The following is a 14,165-nucleotide window of genomic DNA, read 5'->3' as shown; positions in this document are numbered from 1 at the left end:
TGATCAACCTAGCTGTGGCACGGTGGACGAAATGCTCGGATCAGCCCGAAGCGACCTCGGTCACCCCGGCATCGACGATCCGCTCGTACGCCTCGACGCCCGTGGTGAACGCGCCGAGCTGGACGGTCTTGTGGGTGCCGTGAAAGTCGGACGAACCGGTGACCAGCAGGCCCAGCTCGGCGGCGAGGGCGCGTACGTGCGCCTGCTCGGCCGGGCTGTGGTCCTCGTGGTCGGCTTCCAGCCCGGCCAACCCGACGGCGGCCAGATCGGCGATCAGCTCGTCGGGCACCACCCGTCCGCGTCTGGTGGCCCGGGGATGGGCGAAGACCGGCACACCGCCGGCCGCCCGGACCAGCCGGACGGCCCGGAACACGTCGATGTCCTCCTTGGGCAGCCGGTACCGCTCCCCCAGCCAGTCCGGACCGAACGCCTCCCCGGTGCTGCCGACCAGACCCGCCCGGATCAGCGCCTGCGCGATGTGCGGTCGGCCCACCGTGCCACCGCCCGCGCCGGCCAGGATGTCCGGCCAGCTCACGTCGATGCCGTCGGCGCGCAGCAGCGCGACGATGCGTTCGCCGCGCTCCTCGCGGGCCGCGCGTACCCGGGCCAGCTCGGCCACGAGTTCCTGATGGTCCGGGTCGAACAGGTACGCCAGCAGGTGCAGCGGCACCGCCGGGTCGTTACCGGACCAGCGGCAGGACAGCTCCGCTCCCCGGATCAGGCGCAGCCCCGGCGGCAGCGCCCGCACCGCCGGCTCCCAGCCGGCGGTGGTGTCGTGATCGGTGATCGCCAGGACGTCCAGCCCGGCTCGGGAGGCCGCCCGGACCAGCTCGGCCGGGCTGAGCGTGCCGTCGCTTGCCGTCGAGTGGGTGTGCATGTCGATCCGTGCTGCGGGTCCGGTACGCGAGATCACGGCCCCGACGGTACCCAGGAGGTCGGCGCCACCGTCAGGAGCCGGTCACCAGGATTGGACGGTCCCCCGGTCCCAGGTCGGCGACGGGGGACGGCTCGGCCGGCTTCCCGGCCCGTACCTGGTCGACGTCGACCCGGACCAGCTGGCCGGCGCCGTCGACGTACGAGGCCGCCGATCCGGTCGTCCAGGCGACCGCACCGGTCACCGGCGGGCCGGCCGGCAGGGCGGTCAGGGCCGGACCGAGCCGGCTCAGGTCGACAAGCAGGGACCGGTCGGCCTTGCCTGCCCTCCCGTTCACCAGGAGCCACCGCCCGTCGGGGGAGATCCCGCCGGCACCGTCCGTGCTCAGTTCTGGGCCGCAGCCGGTGCCCACCGTCTTCAGCGCGGGCGTGGGGTCGAGCACGGCCAGGCAGGTGTCGCCCGGCTCGCCCTCCGCGACCTGACCGACCAGACGCCCGTCCGGCAGAGTGCCGTAGACGTTGAGGGTGTGCCGGCCGCCGTCCGGGGTCAACTGCCCGGCACCCGGCCGCCACAGGGCGTGCCCCGGCGCGTCCGGATCGAGCCGGACCAGCACGCTGTCGCCGACGAACCGGACCGGCTCCGCCCCGGCCGGCACCGGCGTACGCGCCGAGCCGATGAGCTGGGTGCCGATCACTCCCGCAACCACGAGGTCGGTGCCGTCGCGCCAGGCGACCTGACGGCCGTCGGGTGCCACGACGATCCCGCCCGCCCCGGCCAGCAGCACCTGCACCAGCCCGTCGTCCTGGGCGACCCAGAGGGATCGGCCGGCCGTGGTTTGCGTGCCGACCACAAGCAACCCTCCACCGGCGGGCAGAGGTCGGGCGCTCTCGGCCGGCCCGACGCTGGGCAGTTCGAGTCGTTTCCCGTCGGCGCTGATCAACGTCCCGCCGACGAGCAGATCGGCGGACATGCCGGGCGAGGGCAGGGGGGCGGGCACGGTGGCCGTGGGGATCGGTCGGGCCGACGGGTCGGGGTCACCGATGACGACGATGGGTGAGCCCTCCCGCCCGGAGTCCTGACCGAGTTGGGCCATGCCGGTGCTGACCAGGACTGTGGCGATCGCCGCGAGCGAGAGACCGGCCGCGGTACGCCTGCGGCGGATCCGGTTCCCGCGGCGGATGGCCTGGCCGGCGGGGTCGGCGCTCAGCGGACGGGCGACAGCGACCTGGCGCGAGAGGGTCTCCCGCACCGCGCCTTCGATCTCGTCGGGCCGCACGTCGTATGGACGCGCCGGCCGGCCCGTCAGGTTGTCGGACCGGCCCCGGTACCCGCTCACTTCTTCTCTCCGGGACCGGTGCCAACGGGCACGGCCGCCGGAGCGGAGGGCAGCTCGATCGACGGACCGATCGGGCGTGGGGTGGCCGGACGGGCAGCGGACGGGTTGGGTACGGACCGGTCCGGCACCGGCCGGGGTCGAGGCGTACCGCCGCCGGCGGTGCCCCTCCGGCTCGGACTGCCCGCGCCACCGGCGGTGGCAGCCCCGCGGGTGCGGTTCGCCTCGGCCGGCGTGGCGGCTTCGCCGTCCAGGTCCGGCAGGGCGGATCCCATCCGGCGGCGCAGGGTGGAAAGCGCCCGGGACGCCTGGCTCTTCACGGTGCCCGGGGAGATGTCCAGCATCGCGGCGGTCTGCGCCTCCGACATGTCCTCGTAGTAACGCAGCACCAGCACCGCGCGCTGGCGCGTGGGCAGCTCTTTGAGATGCCGCCAGAGCAGGTCACGGTCCAGTTGTTGCTCGATCTCGTCGACACCGGCCCGTTCGGGAAGCACCTCGGTGGGGCGCTCACCGTGCCAGCGCCGCCGCCACCAGCTCGTGGAGGTGTTGACCATCACCCGTCGGGCGTACGGCTCGACGGCCTCGATCCCGCCGAGGCGCTTCCACGCCAGGTAGGTCTTGGTGAGCGCCGTCTGGAGCAGATCCTCGGCCGTCGCCCAGTCACCGGTGAGCAGGTACGCGGTGCGCAGCAGCGCGGCGGAACGAGCCGCGACGAAGTCGCGAAACTCCTCCTCCAACGAGTCCCTGCTCGCCACCGCCCACCTCCCGCCACCCGGCCGTCCTGGCAGAGTGCCACGTCAGAGGCCGTCTGGTCCATGACGAAAGGTGCGCACTTGCTCCGATGTTCGGACGAAAACCTTCACGCCCCGTCGTCGGCCTTGGCCTCGTCGGCCTCCTTGCCCAACCGGGCCTCCACCGCCTGCGGCTCGTACATCTCTTCCACCACTCGCAGGTAGAGCTCGTTCGGGTTGGGCAGATTCTTGATCTCGCGGAGGGCCTGCTCCTGGCCGGCCGACTCCAGCACGAACGTGCCGTAGTTGAGCGCCCGGCCGGTCGGAGTCTGCTCGTACTTCATGTCGGTGACCCGGACCAGCGGCATCATTGCCACCTTGCGGGTGACGATGCCGTTGACCACCATCACCCGCTTGTTGGTCAGGATGAACCGGTCGTACCACCAGTCGGCGACCTTCCACGCCACCCAGCCCATGACGGCGAACCAGAGCAGCACGGCGATTGTCGTCAACGCGCCCACGTTCTGCCCGGCGAGGAAGCCGGAGAGGTAGCCAAGCACGAAGGTCGCCGCGACGCCGATCAGCAGCGGGGTGGTGAGGTGGACCCAGTGCCGCTTCCACTCGCCCCGGTAGCGCTCGGTGGGGAAGAGGTAACGGGCGACGAGTGAACTGGGCTCGTCCTCCAGCGGCAGCACCCGCCGAGGAGTCGCGCCAGTCGCGTCCGCGCGCAGCCCGGCCAGCTCGTCCTCGGAGATCTGCGGCGGCTGGTAGCTGGCCTCGGGATCACGGATCCAGGCCCGGCCGGACCGACCCTCCCCGGCGTAGCCGGGACCGTCGCCGTAGCCGACGTCGTCCGACAGGGACGGCCCGTCGGACAGGCCCGGACCAGCACCGTAGCCCGGGCCGTCATCCGGCCCGATCCGCGGAATCGGCTCGGTGTCCCGCTCGCGACGTTCCCGGTCAGGGTCGTCCGGGTCGAAGGGTGGACCGGAGGGGCTGCCCATCGACGGCTAGGCGACGAGGCTCGTGAAGAAGTCGCCGAAACCCTGGGCGATGTCGACGATGCCACCACCGAGAGACTTGAACACATCCGCCGCCGAGTTTGGCCGGTAGGCGACGAAGAAGATCAAGAATGCGATTCCGGCCCAGGTGAGGACCTTCTTGACCATGGCGGGCCATCCTCTCGCGCGGCGCCGGGTCCCATTACCGCAGCGGCACCCAGAGTATCAGTGTGGTGTCGTACAGTGAATATCTGCGTCCGTTCTCCGTCAATCAGGGTGGGTTGTCAAGCCCTACCTGATAGGTGCGGAGATGGTGCGCCGTACACGAGTTCGGGCGGAGTCCACTCGGTCAGGTCGTGTAGCACGACGTCTTCCGCGAGCAGATGTCCCGCACTCGCCGGCCAGGCTATCGCATGCAGCCACATTCCCCGAGCCTCGCCGGCGTACGCGCTTCGATCCGTTCGTGAATTCACCAACCACAGTGGAGTCGGGTGCCCGCCGACCCTGATCCGGGCCTGCCCCACGTGCTCCGGATGACCCGGGCCGGGGTCGGTGAGCGCGTCGACCAGCTGCGGTCCCGGGTCCGGACCGGACAGTCCGGCGAGTCGCGTGCCCAGGCCGACACCCGGCTCCTCGGCCACGAAGACCAGGTCGGCCGGGCCTCCACCGAGCGGCGCCGGGCCCGCGCAGGCCACGGCGGTCGCCCGCACACCGGTCCGCTCGTCCCCCGCGTACGCCACGCCGGTGAGGGTCCAGCCGGGCGGCAGCGGCCACGGACACCAGAGCGGCGTCACAGGCGCGTCCGCGGTCGCGGTGATGCGGTCCACCACGCTCGCCACGATCTCCGGTCCGATGTGTTCGGGCACGTGCAGCGGCGGGACCGGCCCGCAACCCAGGCACCTCGACTCGGTGTGCATCAGATCCGGCGCCCGTACCGGGCCCCCGCATCTCGGACAACTCACCGCGACACTCACATCCCCACCGTCGCCCCGTACCGCCCGCGCGTCAAGCCGGACCGTCCGATCGGGCCGGCGCGGCGCGGATTCAGTCCGGCGGCGGACCGGCGTGGGTACGGATCCACGCGTGCATGGCGATCCCGCTGGCAACGCCCGCGTTTATCGACCTGGTGGAGCCGTACTGGGCGATGGAGTAGAGCTGGTCGCAGGCCGCGCGGGCCGGCTCGGAGAGACCGGGCCCCTCCTGGCCGAACAACAGCACGCAGTCCCGCGGCAGGGTGCCGGTCTCCAGCGGGAGCGAGCCGGGCAGATTGTCGATACCGAAGACGGGCAGCCCCCGCCCGGCAGCCCAGTCGACGAACTCCTCGATCGTCTCGTGGTGACGGACGTGCTGGTACCGGTCGGTCACCATGGCGCCGCGCCGGTTCCACCGCCGTCGTCCGACGATGTGCACCTCGGCGGCCATGAACGCGTTGGCGTTGCGAACCACCGTGCCGATGTTGAAGTCGTGCTGCCAGTTCTCGATGGCGACGTGGAAGCCGTGCCGGCGCCGGTCCAGGTCGGCGACGATCGCCTCGTGCCGCCAGTAGCGGTAGCGGTCGACCACGTTGCGCCTGTCGCCCTCGGCCAGCAACCGCGGGTCGTAGCGACTGTCGTCCGGCGGGTCCCCCGGCCAGGGGCCCACACCCACCTCAAGCTGGTCGTCGGTCACGGTCATCAGAGGGTACGGACCACCGCGGCGCCCGCCGCGACGGCCCGCCGATGTCAGCCCAACCCGAGCGCGCGGCCGAGCCGGTCCAGGAAACGCCTGTCGGCCGGGCTCGGCGGCTGACCGGCAGCGCCTGGTGCCGCCCGACAGACCCGCGCCGCGACCGACTGCACCCACTGGCGGTACGCGGCAGAGTCGGCGGGGTCGGCGCGTCGGCGCAGGACCCGGACCGCCGCCCGGCAGGCGGCCAGCAGATCCACCAGGTCGGTGAGTCGCTCGCCGGGCTGTGGGGCGCCGTCGTGGCGGGCATAGATCGCGGCGACGACGGCACGGACGAGGTCACTGTCGAAGGCCCGCCCGGCCGCCACCGCGTCCAGGCCGGCGAGGCCCGCCGGGACGCCCCGCTCGGGACGGCCCGGCCCGGGAGCGGCGGCGGCCACGAGCACCCGACCGGGAAGGCTCGTGAGCAGGTCCCATTCGGCGGCGGAGTAGGCAGCGGTGGTCAGCGGTGCGGCACGGCGGCCGGCAGAGGACGGCTCTCCGGCGACGGAGTGGCTCATCGGAACCTCCGGCGTCAGCATATGCCCCAAAAAGGGACCAGGGCCCGACCCCGGCAGAACCTGCTGAGGGGAAGGAGCCCTGGTGGTGCGGCGTCCGGGACGCCACGTGCGTTCAGCGTGGGGTGGGGAAGCTCGGGCGCTCCGGGTCCACCCCGTCGGGGACGGCGCTTGCCGCGTACTCCCGCTTGGGGACCATGACCTTCCGGCGGAAGACGCAGACCATCGTGCCGTCCTGGTTGTAGCCGCGGGTCTCCACCGACACCACGCCCCGGTCCGGCTTGGAGCCGGACTCCCGCTTGTCCAGCACCGTGGTCTCGCCGTAGATGGTGTCGCCGTGGAAGGTGGGCGCCACGTGCCGCAGCGACTCGACCTCCAGGTTGGCGATCGCCTTGCCGCTGACGTCCGGCACGGACATGCCGAGCAGCAGCGAGTAGATGTAGTTGCCGACCACGACGTTGCGCTTGAACTGGCTGGCCGATTCGGCGTAGTGCGCGTCCATGTGCAAGGGGTGGTGGTTCATGGTGAGCAGACAGAAGAGGTGGTCGTCGTACTCGGTGACGGTCTTGCCCGGCCAGTGCCGGTAGACCGCGCCGACCTCGAACTCCTCGTAGTAGCGGCCGAACTGCATCCTGGTCCCCTTCGACGGGCGGCGATGGAGTTCGGCACAGCATGCCTTACCGGTGGTTAAGGCGATCGGCGGGGCGTGACCACGGCGGAAATGTCACACCTGTCACTCACGGGGGGAGACGCAATGAGCGGCGGGGCCCTCCCCGGCACCCGCCGCCCACGCTCTGATGCGAGGAATTCTGCCCTACGGCGGCGTAGGTTCGACAGAGATCGAGGCCACATTTATCTTTTTGTAACACTACTGTGCGTGACGGAACACGAGTTGATCGGCGATCTCCGCAGGCTGGATACCTCCTTGTCAGGGCTCAAGTTACCGATTCGTAGTGCTCAATGGCGTGGATCTCCCTGGAAACGCTCCCATCACGGCTGGTCACGCAAGTGCGTCGTGCACTTGCGTTCCGCACGACCGGCACGGACAGACGCGGATCGATGACTCGCGGGGGCCCCGGGCAGCCCGCGGCACGTTTCGCGCCCCACCGCCCGGGAATTCGATACGGTCAGCCCTGGTTCTACGGGACGTAGGTAAACCGCGGTGATCGGAGAGTGCAATGGCAACCGTTGAGCTGACCTCGGCGAACTTCGACGAGGTGACCGGCAACGACGGCATCGTCCTGGTCGACTTCTGGGCCGACTGGTGTGGCCCGTGCAAGCGGTTCGCCCCGGTCTACGAGCGCTCCTCGGAGAAGCACCAGAACATCGTCTTCGGCAAGGTCGACACCGAGGCCCAGCAGGAGTTGGGCGCCAAGTTCGACATCCGGTCGATCCCGACGATCATGGCGATCCGCGACGGCGTCATCGTCTTCGCCCAGCCGGGCGCGCTTCCCGAGTCCGCCCTGGAGAACCTGATCGAGCAGGTCGAGGCACTGGACATGGACGACGTCCGCAAGCAGCTGGCCGAGCACAACCACTGAGTCGTCCCCACGACGACATGCGCAGGCCGGGCCCGGTGCGGGCCCGGCCTTCGTCGTACCCGGAGGAAACGCGCATGATCAGCTTCCCGGACAGACCGAAGTGACCGTCGGTGGGACCCGACACGGTCGGTACATCCCGTATCGTCACGACCCGATGGAGACCCTGACCACCCGCGGGCGCGTGACCCGGCTCGGCGCGACCGCACTCGGCCTCGCCCTGCTGGTCGTCGGCACCTTCTGGGGCAGCGACGACGACTTCCCGTTCGGCCCGTTCCGGATGTACTCCACCTCGAACCCGCCGAACGCACCCGCTCCGGACACCCGGGTCGAAGGCGTGAACGCCGCCGGGGCCGTGATCGACCTCGATCAGAACGCGACAGGCATCCGCCGCGCCGAGATCGAGGGCCAGCAGGCCCGGTACGCCGCCGACCCGGCGCTGCTCACCGAGGTCGCCGACGCGTACGCCGAACGCCACCCCGACGCCCCCGCGCTGGTCGAGGTCCGCATCGTGATCCGCTGGCACGGCATCCGCGCCGGCCGGCCGACCGGGCAGCACACCGACGAGACGGTCGTGCGCTGGCAGGCATCCCGATGACCCGCTGGCTGACCGAGGCCGTGCCCCGGGGGCGGGTGGCCGCGTTCCGGACCGTCATCTACCTCTTCGTGGCCGCCGACCTGGTGATCTTCACCCCCTGGGTACGCACCCGGGTCAGCGTGCCCGGCGACCTCTACCAACCACTGCTGATCGGCCGCCTGCTCCACCTGCCGACGCCTACCGCGGCGGTGGTCGCGGTGATCTTCTGGTCCCTGCTGGTGCTCGCGCTCCTCGCCGCCACCGGACGGGCACCGCGACTGCTCGGCTGGACGGTCTGCGCGCTGTACCTGGAGTGGATGATCATCGCGATGAGCTACGGGAAGGTCGACCACGACCGGTTCGGGCTGCTCGTCGCGCTCGCCGTCCTGCCCACCGCCGGTCGGGCCCGGCACGGCGACACCACACGCACCGAGGCCGGCGGCTGGGCCCTACGCGTCACCCAGATAGCGGTGATCTGCACGTACTTCCTGGCCGCCTTCGCCAAGCTGCGCTTCGGCGGGCTGGACTGGCTGACCGGCTCGGTGCTGGCCCGGGCGATCATCAGGCGCGGCACCGAGCTGGCGGACCTCATCGCTCAGGTGCCGTACCTGCTGATCGTCGCCCAGTTCGGCATCGTGGCGTTCGAGCTGCTCAGCCCTGTGGTCTTCTTCCTGCCACCCCGCTGGCGACTCGCCATGGTCGGCTTCTTCTACTCGTTCCACGCGGTCACCATCGCGACCATCACCATCTCGTTCGCGCCGCACCTGGCCGCGATGACCAGCTTCCTGCCGCTGGAGCGGGTCCGCCCGATCGTCTGGGCCCGCCGCCTCGCCGGCCGCCCCGCGCCCCGGCCCGTGACGGGCGCGGTCGACGACCAGGCCGAGCCCGGCACGGAGTCGGACCCGGCATCCGTGTCCCTCGGCGATCAGGCGCCGGTGGTCGGGCGACCGGCCGGGCCGTAGAGCCGTTCCCGGGCCTCCTGCGGCAGCGAGCAGGCGGCCGTACCGCCCGGCAGGCGATGCCTGTTGCGCGCCACCCAGCGGTACAGAGGCCAGGCCGCCGCGCGGGCCGGTGGAAACCGCAGGCCGGCCCCGGCGACCCGCCACAACGGGCCGCTCGCGGCGAGCAACTTCGCGATGGCGTCCGGTCCGGCGGCGCGGGAGCCGTCAGCGCCGACCCACTGCACGGCCTCCTCGCACTCGGCCATTGTGAGGCCGAGCGCGTCGAGGTCGGCGAACTGCCAGGGCACCACCCGCGCGGTGGTGGGGATCCGACGTTCGATGAACTCCGCGCAGGCCGTGCAGAACGCGCAGTCACCGTCGTAGACGAAGGTCGACGTCTCCATGCCGTCCATCCTCCCCCGCCGCACCGTGGATCAGTCACCGATGTCCGGCGGGTCACTTGCGCCGACCTCGTACACGTGTTCGAATAGTGCCCATGCGCTGGGACAACCTCACCGCTCCCCCGGTTGAGGGAGACCCCGAGCGGGCAGCGCCAGCGACGCCACCCCTGCCGCTGGCGCTGCCCGGCGCCGTTGCCCGCACCTTCGACACCCCCGAGTTCGCCGGGATGACCTTCTACGAGGTGCAGGCCAAGTCCATCCTCAACCGGGTGCCCGGGCAGTCCCGCGTGCCGTTCGAGTGGACGATCAACCCGTACCGAGGCTGTTCCCATGCCTGCGTTTATTGTTTTGCGAGAAATACTCATACTTATCTCGATCTTGATGCCGGTGTCGACTTCGACCGGAAGGTGATCGTCAAGGTCAACGCCGGTGAGCTGGTGCGGCGGGAGCTGGCCGCGCCGAGGTGGCGGGGCGCGCACGTGGCGATGGGCACCAACGTGGACTGCTACCAGCGGGCCGAGGGCCGTTACCGGCTAATGCCGCAGATCATCGCGGCCCTGCGCGACTTCGCCAACCCGTTCTCGATCCTGACCAAGGGCACGCTGATCCTGCGGGACCTGCCCCTGCTGCGCGAGGCCGCCCAGGTGACCAGGGTCGGCATCTCCTTCTCGGTGGGCTTCGTCGACGAGCAGCTGTGGCGCAGCGTCGAGCCGGGCACACCGCACCCGCGCCGCCGACTGGACGCGGTCCGGGCGCTCACCGATGCCGGCTTCTCCGTCGGGGTGCTGATGGCCCCGATCCTGCCCGGCCTCAGCGACAGCGACGAGTCCATCGAGGCGACGGTGTCGGCGGTCGCGGCCGCCGGTGCGAGCAGTGTGACGCCGCTGGCCCTGCACCTGCGTCCCGGCGCCCGTGAGTGGTACGCCCACTGGCTGGGCCGGGAGTACCCGCACCTCGTGCCCCGCTACCGCGATCTGTACCGGGCCGGCTCCTACGCGCCGCAGGCGTACCAGCGGGAGCTGACCGCGCGGGTGCGCATCGCGGCCCGCCGCCACGGCCTGCACCGCGCCGAGATGGGCGACAACCGCAGCCTGCCCGAGCCGCCACCACCGCCGGACGCCGAGCAGCTCACCCTGCTCTAGGCCGAGGCCGGAGCTACAGTCGGCGGGTGCGTACCGCTCATCAAATCCTCGCCGACTCCGCCGTGATCGCCGTCGTGGGCGCGTCCCGCGACCCGAGCAAGGCCGCGCACAGCGTGCCGTTGCAGATGCAGCGGTACGGCTGGCGCATCATCCCGGTCAACCCGACTGTCGACGAACTCTTCGGCGAGCGGGCCTACCCGACTCTTGCCGACATCCCGCACCCCGTCGACCTGGTGGACGTGTTCCGGCCGGCCGCCGACGCCGTACAGGTGGTCCGGGACGCGGCGGCGATCGGCGCCCCGGCCGTCTGGTTGCAGCTGGGCATCGCCTCGGCCGAGGCGCGGCGGATCGCCGAGGAGGCGGGAATGGACTACGTCGAGGACCGCTGCCTCATCGTGGAACGCGCCGCCGCCGGCCTGACCCGTCTCGGCTGAGGGGCCCTCGGTCGGCCGCGGTCACGAGGACCGTCGAGGAATCCCGCGCAGCGGCGTACTGGAGCACCGGGCATGTCGCCCAGGACAGTGGAGAGCGCTATACCTCAGGGTCATTTTCATACCCGTGAGTCATAACGCTCGCATCACTGAGCCGGTCGCGGCGGCCCGCGTACGGGTCAGAGCTTGTACTCCTTCAGGAGGCCCCGGCTGATGATGGTCTTCTGGATCTCCGAGGTGCCCTCGCCGATGAGCAGGAACGGGGCCTCGCGCATCAGCCGCTCGATCTCGTACTCCTTGGAGTAGCCGTAGCCGCCGTGGATGCGGAACGCCTCCTGCACGACCTCGGCGCAGTACTCGGACGCGAGCAGCTTGGCCATGCCTGCCTCGACGTCGTTGCGCTGGCCGGCGTCCTTGAGCCGGGCGGCGTTGACCATCAGGGCGTGCGCGGCCTCGATCTTCGTACCCATCTCGGCGAGCTTGAAGGCGATCGCCTGGTGCTTGGCGAGCGGCTGGCCGAAGGTCTTGCGCTGCTGGGCGTACTGCACGGCCAGCTCGAAGGCGCGGATGGAGATGCCGCAGGCGCGGGCGGCCACGTTGACGCGGCCCACCTCGATGCCGTCCATCATCTGGTAGAAGCCGCGGCCCACCTTGTCGGCGCCGCCGAGGATGGCCGAGTAGGGCACCGTGACGCCGTCGAGCACCATCTCGGTGGTCTCGACGCCCTTGTAGCCCATCTTGTCGATCTTGCCGGGGATGGTGAGGCCGGGGGCGGTCTCGCCGAAGCCCGGCTCCTTCTCCAGCAGGAAGGTGCTCATGTTGCCGTACACCGACTCGGCGCCGGTGTCGGTCTTGACCAGGGTGGCCACCACCGAGGAGTACGCCCCGTTGGTCAGCCACATCTTCTGCCCGTTGAGCACGTAGCTGTCGCCGTCGCGGACCGCGCGGGACTTGATCGCCGAGACGTCGGAACCGGTCTCCGGCTCGGACATCGAGAAGGCCCCGCGCACCTCGCCGGTGGCCATCCTGGGCAGCAGGCGGGACTTCTGCTCGGCGGAGCCGTGCTGGGAGATCAGGTACGCCACGATGAAGTGCGTGTTGACGATGCCGGAGATCGACATCCAGCCCCGGGACAGCTGCTCCACCACCAGTGCGTAGGTGAGCAGCGACTCGCCGAGCCCGCCGTACTCCTCGTCGATGGTGAGGCCGAACAGCCCCATCTCGCGCATCCCGTCGAGGATGTCGGTGGGGTACTCGTCGGCGTGCTCCAGCCGCTGGGCGTGCGGGATGATCTCCTTGTCGGCGAACTCCCGGACGGTCTCCAGAATCGACTGCTGCACGTCGGTCAGGCCGGGTGTCTGGGCGAGTCGAGCCATCTCAGCCTCCGGGGATCAGCGCACTACTCATGGGTAACTGAACGCTCGGTCAGTATCGGCTTCCGGGCCGGCGAGGCCAAGGTGACCAGTCCACACAACCGCTGTGAAAAGGTTCACCGCTGCGGGTAGCGTCCGGCAAGAGGGACGTTTCCGACACCGGCAGGAGGACGACGCCGTGAGCCACCCGCCGCCGTCGGGACCTGGCGACGAGCCACCGCCGTCACCCTACGAGCCACCCCGGGACCAGTCGCCGTACGCGCCGGGCCAGCCGTCCCACGAGCCGCCCCCGGAGCGCTCGCCGTACGGGCCGCCGGCGGACGAACCGTCGCCGTACGGGCAGCCCGGGCCGCACCAGGCGGGGCACTGGGGCCAACAGCCGCCGTACGGCGCGCAGGGCCCCTACGGCCAGTACGGCCCACAGTCGGCCCGCCCGGGGCGGGGCACGAACGTGCTGGCGATCCTGTCCCTGGTGTTCGCCTTCGTGTTCCCCCCGGCCGGCGCCGTCCTCGGCCACGTGGCCAAGCGGCAGATCCGTACCAGCGGCGAGGAGGGCGACCAGCTCGCCACGTGGGGGCTGATCCTCGGCTACGTCTTCACCGGACTCACGGTGCTGGCCTGCTGTGGCTGGCTGGCCCTGGTGATCTTCGGCAACACCGGCGACAGCGGCGGCTACTGATCGGCCACGCCGGTCAGCGGAAGCGGGCCTCCCGGACGCTGTTGCCGCCGTCCACCACGAGCATCTGACCAGTGATGTACGAGGCGGCCGGCGAGCAGAGGAAACTGATAGCCGCGGCGATCTCGTCCGGAGTGCCCGGTCGACCCACTGGTGTGCCAAGCCCCTGCTTGATCTCGGCCATCGTGGACGCCGCTGTGTAGATGGTGCCGGGCGCCACCGCGTTGACGGTCACCCCGTCGGCGATCATCTCCATGGCCAGCGCCCGGGTCAGCCCGACCACGCCTGCCTTCGCCGCCGCGTACGCAGCCTCGGTGGGCAGCGCGTTGACCGGACCGGCCGTGGCCGACAGGTTGACGATCCGGCCCCAGCCGCGCTCCGCCATCCCGCCGATGAACGCCCTGCTGCACAAGAAGGCAGTGGTCAGGTTGCGGTCGATCTCGCCGCGCCACTCGTCGTAGGTCAACTGCGCGACCGGCCGCAGCACCTCCGGGCTGGCCCGGCTCGCCAGGCCGGCGTTGTTGACCAGCACCTCCACGTCGCCCAACTGCTCGGCGACCGCGTCCGCGAGGGCGCCGACCTCGGACTCGTCGGTCAGGTCGGCAACGAAGCCGGTCACGCCCAGCTCACCGGCCCGGTCGTGGATGCGCCGCGTGGTCGAGACGATGGCCACCCGGGCGCCCAGGTCGGCTAGACGGCGGGCCGTGGCGTACCCGATGCCGTCCGCGCTGCCCGCCCCCGTCACGAGGGCGACCCGCCCGTCGAGCCGCATGGTCACCGGGTCGGCGAGCGCGACAGGCTCGTCGGGGCCGGGACCGCCGGCCGGCGTGGCCGCACGGGCCCGTCGCGCCATACCGGGCCGGCTGACGTCCCGTCTCGGTCGACTGCCGGAGCGGTCCGCAGCGCGCGCGTCTATTGCCATGCC

The 14,165-nt window shown here is 71.1% G+C and carries 18 protein-coding genes; 6 read left to right on the top strand and 12 right to left on the bottom strand.

Features of this window, described 5'->3' with window-relative positions:
- Positions 1–40: 40 nt before the first annotated feature.
- The 9 genes from ACFY1S_RS01220 to ACFY1S_RS01180 all read right to left on the bottom strand — a co-directional run bounded on the left by ACFY1S_RS01220 (position 41) and on the right by ACFY1S_RS01180 (position 6,792).
- Positions 41–877 carry a PHP domain-containing protein gene (locus ACFY1S_RS01220; protein ID WP_387114194.1) on the bottom strand — a complete coding sequence of 279 codons (837 nt, stop codon included), beginning with the start codon at positions 875–877 and terminating at the stop codon, positions 41–43.
- A 70-nt stretch (positions 878–947) separates the two neighbouring features.
- The gene (locus ACFY1S_RS01215) at positions 948–2,210 is read right to left on the bottom strand and encodes a hypothetical protein (protein WP_387111449.1); all 1,263 of its coding nucleotides are present in this window, start codon (positions 2,208–2,210) and stop codon (positions 948–950) included.
- Positions 2,207–2,962, bottom strand: a complete 756-nt coding sequence (locus tag ACFY1S_RS01210; protein WP_387111447.1) for a SigE family RNA polymerase sigma factor — start codon at positions 2,960–2,962, stop codon at positions 2,207–2,209. The genes ACFY1S_RS01215 and ACFY1S_RS01210 overlap by 4 nt, the downstream gene beginning before the upstream one ends.
- Before the next feature lie 104 nt (positions 2,963–3,066).
- A complete protein-coding gene (locus ACFY1S_RS01205; protein ID WP_364368454.1) occupies positions 3,067–3,942 on the bottom strand; it encodes a PH domain-containing protein in 876 nt (291 codons plus the stop codon).
- Between the two features lie 6 nt (positions 3,943–3,948).
- Positions 3,949–4,107 (bottom strand): hypothetical protein, encoded by a 159-nt coding sequence (locus tag ACFY1S_RS01200; protein ID WP_165942702.1) that lies wholly within the window; start codon positions 4,105–4,107, stop codon positions 3,949–3,951.
- A 116-nt stretch (positions 4,108–4,223) separates the two neighbouring features.
- On the bottom strand, positions 4,224–4,901 hold the full coding sequence (locus ACFY1S_RS01195) for a DUF6758 family protein (RefSeq protein WP_387111443.1): 678 nt from the start codon (positions 4,899–4,901) through the stop codon (positions 4,224–4,226).
- An 82-nt stretch (positions 4,902–4,983) separates the two neighbouring features.
- The gene (locus ACFY1S_RS01190) at positions 4,984–5,607 is read right to left on the bottom strand and encodes a TrmH family RNA methyltransferase (RefSeq protein WP_387111440.1); all 624 of its coding nucleotides are present in this window, start codon (positions 5,605–5,607) and stop codon (positions 4,984–4,986) included.
- A gap of 53 nt (positions 5,608–5,660) precedes the next feature.
- Positions 5,661–6,185 (bottom strand): hypothetical protein, encoded by a 525-nt coding sequence (locus ACFY1S_RS01185; RefSeq protein WP_387111437.1) that lies wholly within the window; start codon positions 6,183–6,185, stop codon positions 5,661–5,663.
- A gap of 91 nt (positions 6,186–6,276) precedes the next feature.
- A complete protein-coding gene (locus ACFY1S_RS01180) occupies positions 6,277–6,792 on the bottom strand; it encodes a MaoC family dehydratase (RefSeq protein ID WP_139582462.1) in 516 nt (171 codons plus the stop codon).
- Positions 6,793–7,339: 547 nt separating this feature from the next.
- Between ACFY1S_RS01180 and trxA the strand changes: the two genes are divergently transcribed.
- The 3 genes from trxA to ACFY1S_RS01165 all read left to right on the top strand — a co-directional run bounded on the left by trxA (position 7,340) and on the right by ACFY1S_RS01165 (position 9,238).
- On the top strand, positions 7,340–7,702 hold the full coding sequence (gene trxA, locus ACFY1S_RS01175; protein WP_030329190.1) for a thioredoxin: 363 nt from the start codon (positions 7,340–7,342) through the stop codon (positions 7,700–7,702).
- A gap of 154 nt (positions 7,703–7,856) precedes the next feature.
- A complete protein-coding gene (locus ACFY1S_RS01170; protein WP_387111433.1) occupies positions 7,857–8,297 on the top strand; it encodes a hypothetical protein in 441 nt (146 codons plus the stop codon).
- The gene (locus ACFY1S_RS01165; protein ID WP_387111430.1) at positions 8,294–9,238 is read left to right on the top strand and encodes an MFS transporter permease; all 945 of its coding nucleotides are present in this window, start codon (positions 8,294–8,296) and stop codon (positions 9,236–9,238) included. The genes ACFY1S_RS01170 and ACFY1S_RS01165 overlap by 4 nt, the downstream gene beginning before the upstream one ends.
- Here the strand turns inward: ACFY1S_RS01165 and ACFY1S_RS01160 are convergent.
- Positions 9,202–9,621: a thiol-disulfide oxidoreductase DCC family protein gene (locus tag ACFY1S_RS01160; RefSeq protein WP_387111428.1), complete on the bottom strand. Its 420-nt coding sequence runs from the start codon at positions 9,619–9,621 to the stop codon at positions 9,202–9,204. The two genes, ACFY1S_RS01165 and ACFY1S_RS01160, sit on opposite strands and share 37 nt — an antisense overlap.
- Before the next feature lie 92 nt (positions 9,622–9,713).
- Between ACFY1S_RS01160 and ACFY1S_RS01155 the strand changes: the two genes are divergently transcribed.
- Positions 9,714–10,760: an Rv2578c family radical SAM protein gene (locus ACFY1S_RS01155; protein WP_387111426.1), complete on the top strand. Its 1,047-nt coding sequence runs from the start codon at positions 9,714–9,716 to the stop codon at positions 10,758–10,760.
- A 26-nt stretch (positions 10,761–10,786) separates the two neighbouring features.
- On the top strand, positions 10,787–11,194 hold the full coding sequence (locus ACFY1S_RS01150; RefSeq protein WP_387111423.1) for a CoA-binding protein: 408 nt from the start codon (positions 10,787–10,789) through the stop codon (positions 11,192–11,194).
- Between the two features lie 176 nt (positions 11,195–11,370).
- On the opposite strand, the gene ACFY1S_RS01145 is transcribed toward ACFY1S_RS01150, so the two are convergent.
- Entirely contained in the window at positions 11,371–12,567 is a 1,197-nt protein-coding gene (locus tag ACFY1S_RS01145) for an acyl-CoA dehydrogenase family protein (protein ID WP_387111420.1), read from the bottom strand.
- Positions 12,568–12,742: 175 nt separating this feature from the next.
- Here ACFY1S_RS01145 and ACFY1S_RS01140 point away from each other — a divergent pair, with 175 nt between their 5' ends.
- Positions 12,743–13,243, top strand: a complete 501-nt coding sequence (locus tag ACFY1S_RS01140; protein WP_387111418.1) for a DUF4190 domain-containing protein — start codon at positions 12,743–12,745, stop codon at positions 13,241–13,243.
- A 13-nt stretch (positions 13,244–13,256) separates the two neighbouring features.
- Here the strand turns inward: ACFY1S_RS01140 and ACFY1S_RS01135 are convergent, their stop codons facing one another.
- Complete coding sequence (locus tag ACFY1S_RS01135) at positions 13,257–14,093, bottom strand: SDR family NAD(P)-dependent oxidoreductase (protein ID WP_387111415.1); 837 nt, start codon at positions 14,091–14,093, stop codon at positions 13,257–13,259.
- Between the last annotated feature and the right edge of the window lie 72 nt (positions 14,094–14,165).

The organism is Micromonospora sp. NPDC000663, assembly GCF_042898105.1.
In the GTDB taxonomy this organism is placed as follows: domain Bacteria; phylum Actinomycetota; class Actinomycetes; order Mycobacteriales; family Micromonosporaceae; genus Micromonospora.
This window is presented reverse-complemented; position numbering and strand designations above follow the sequence as displayed.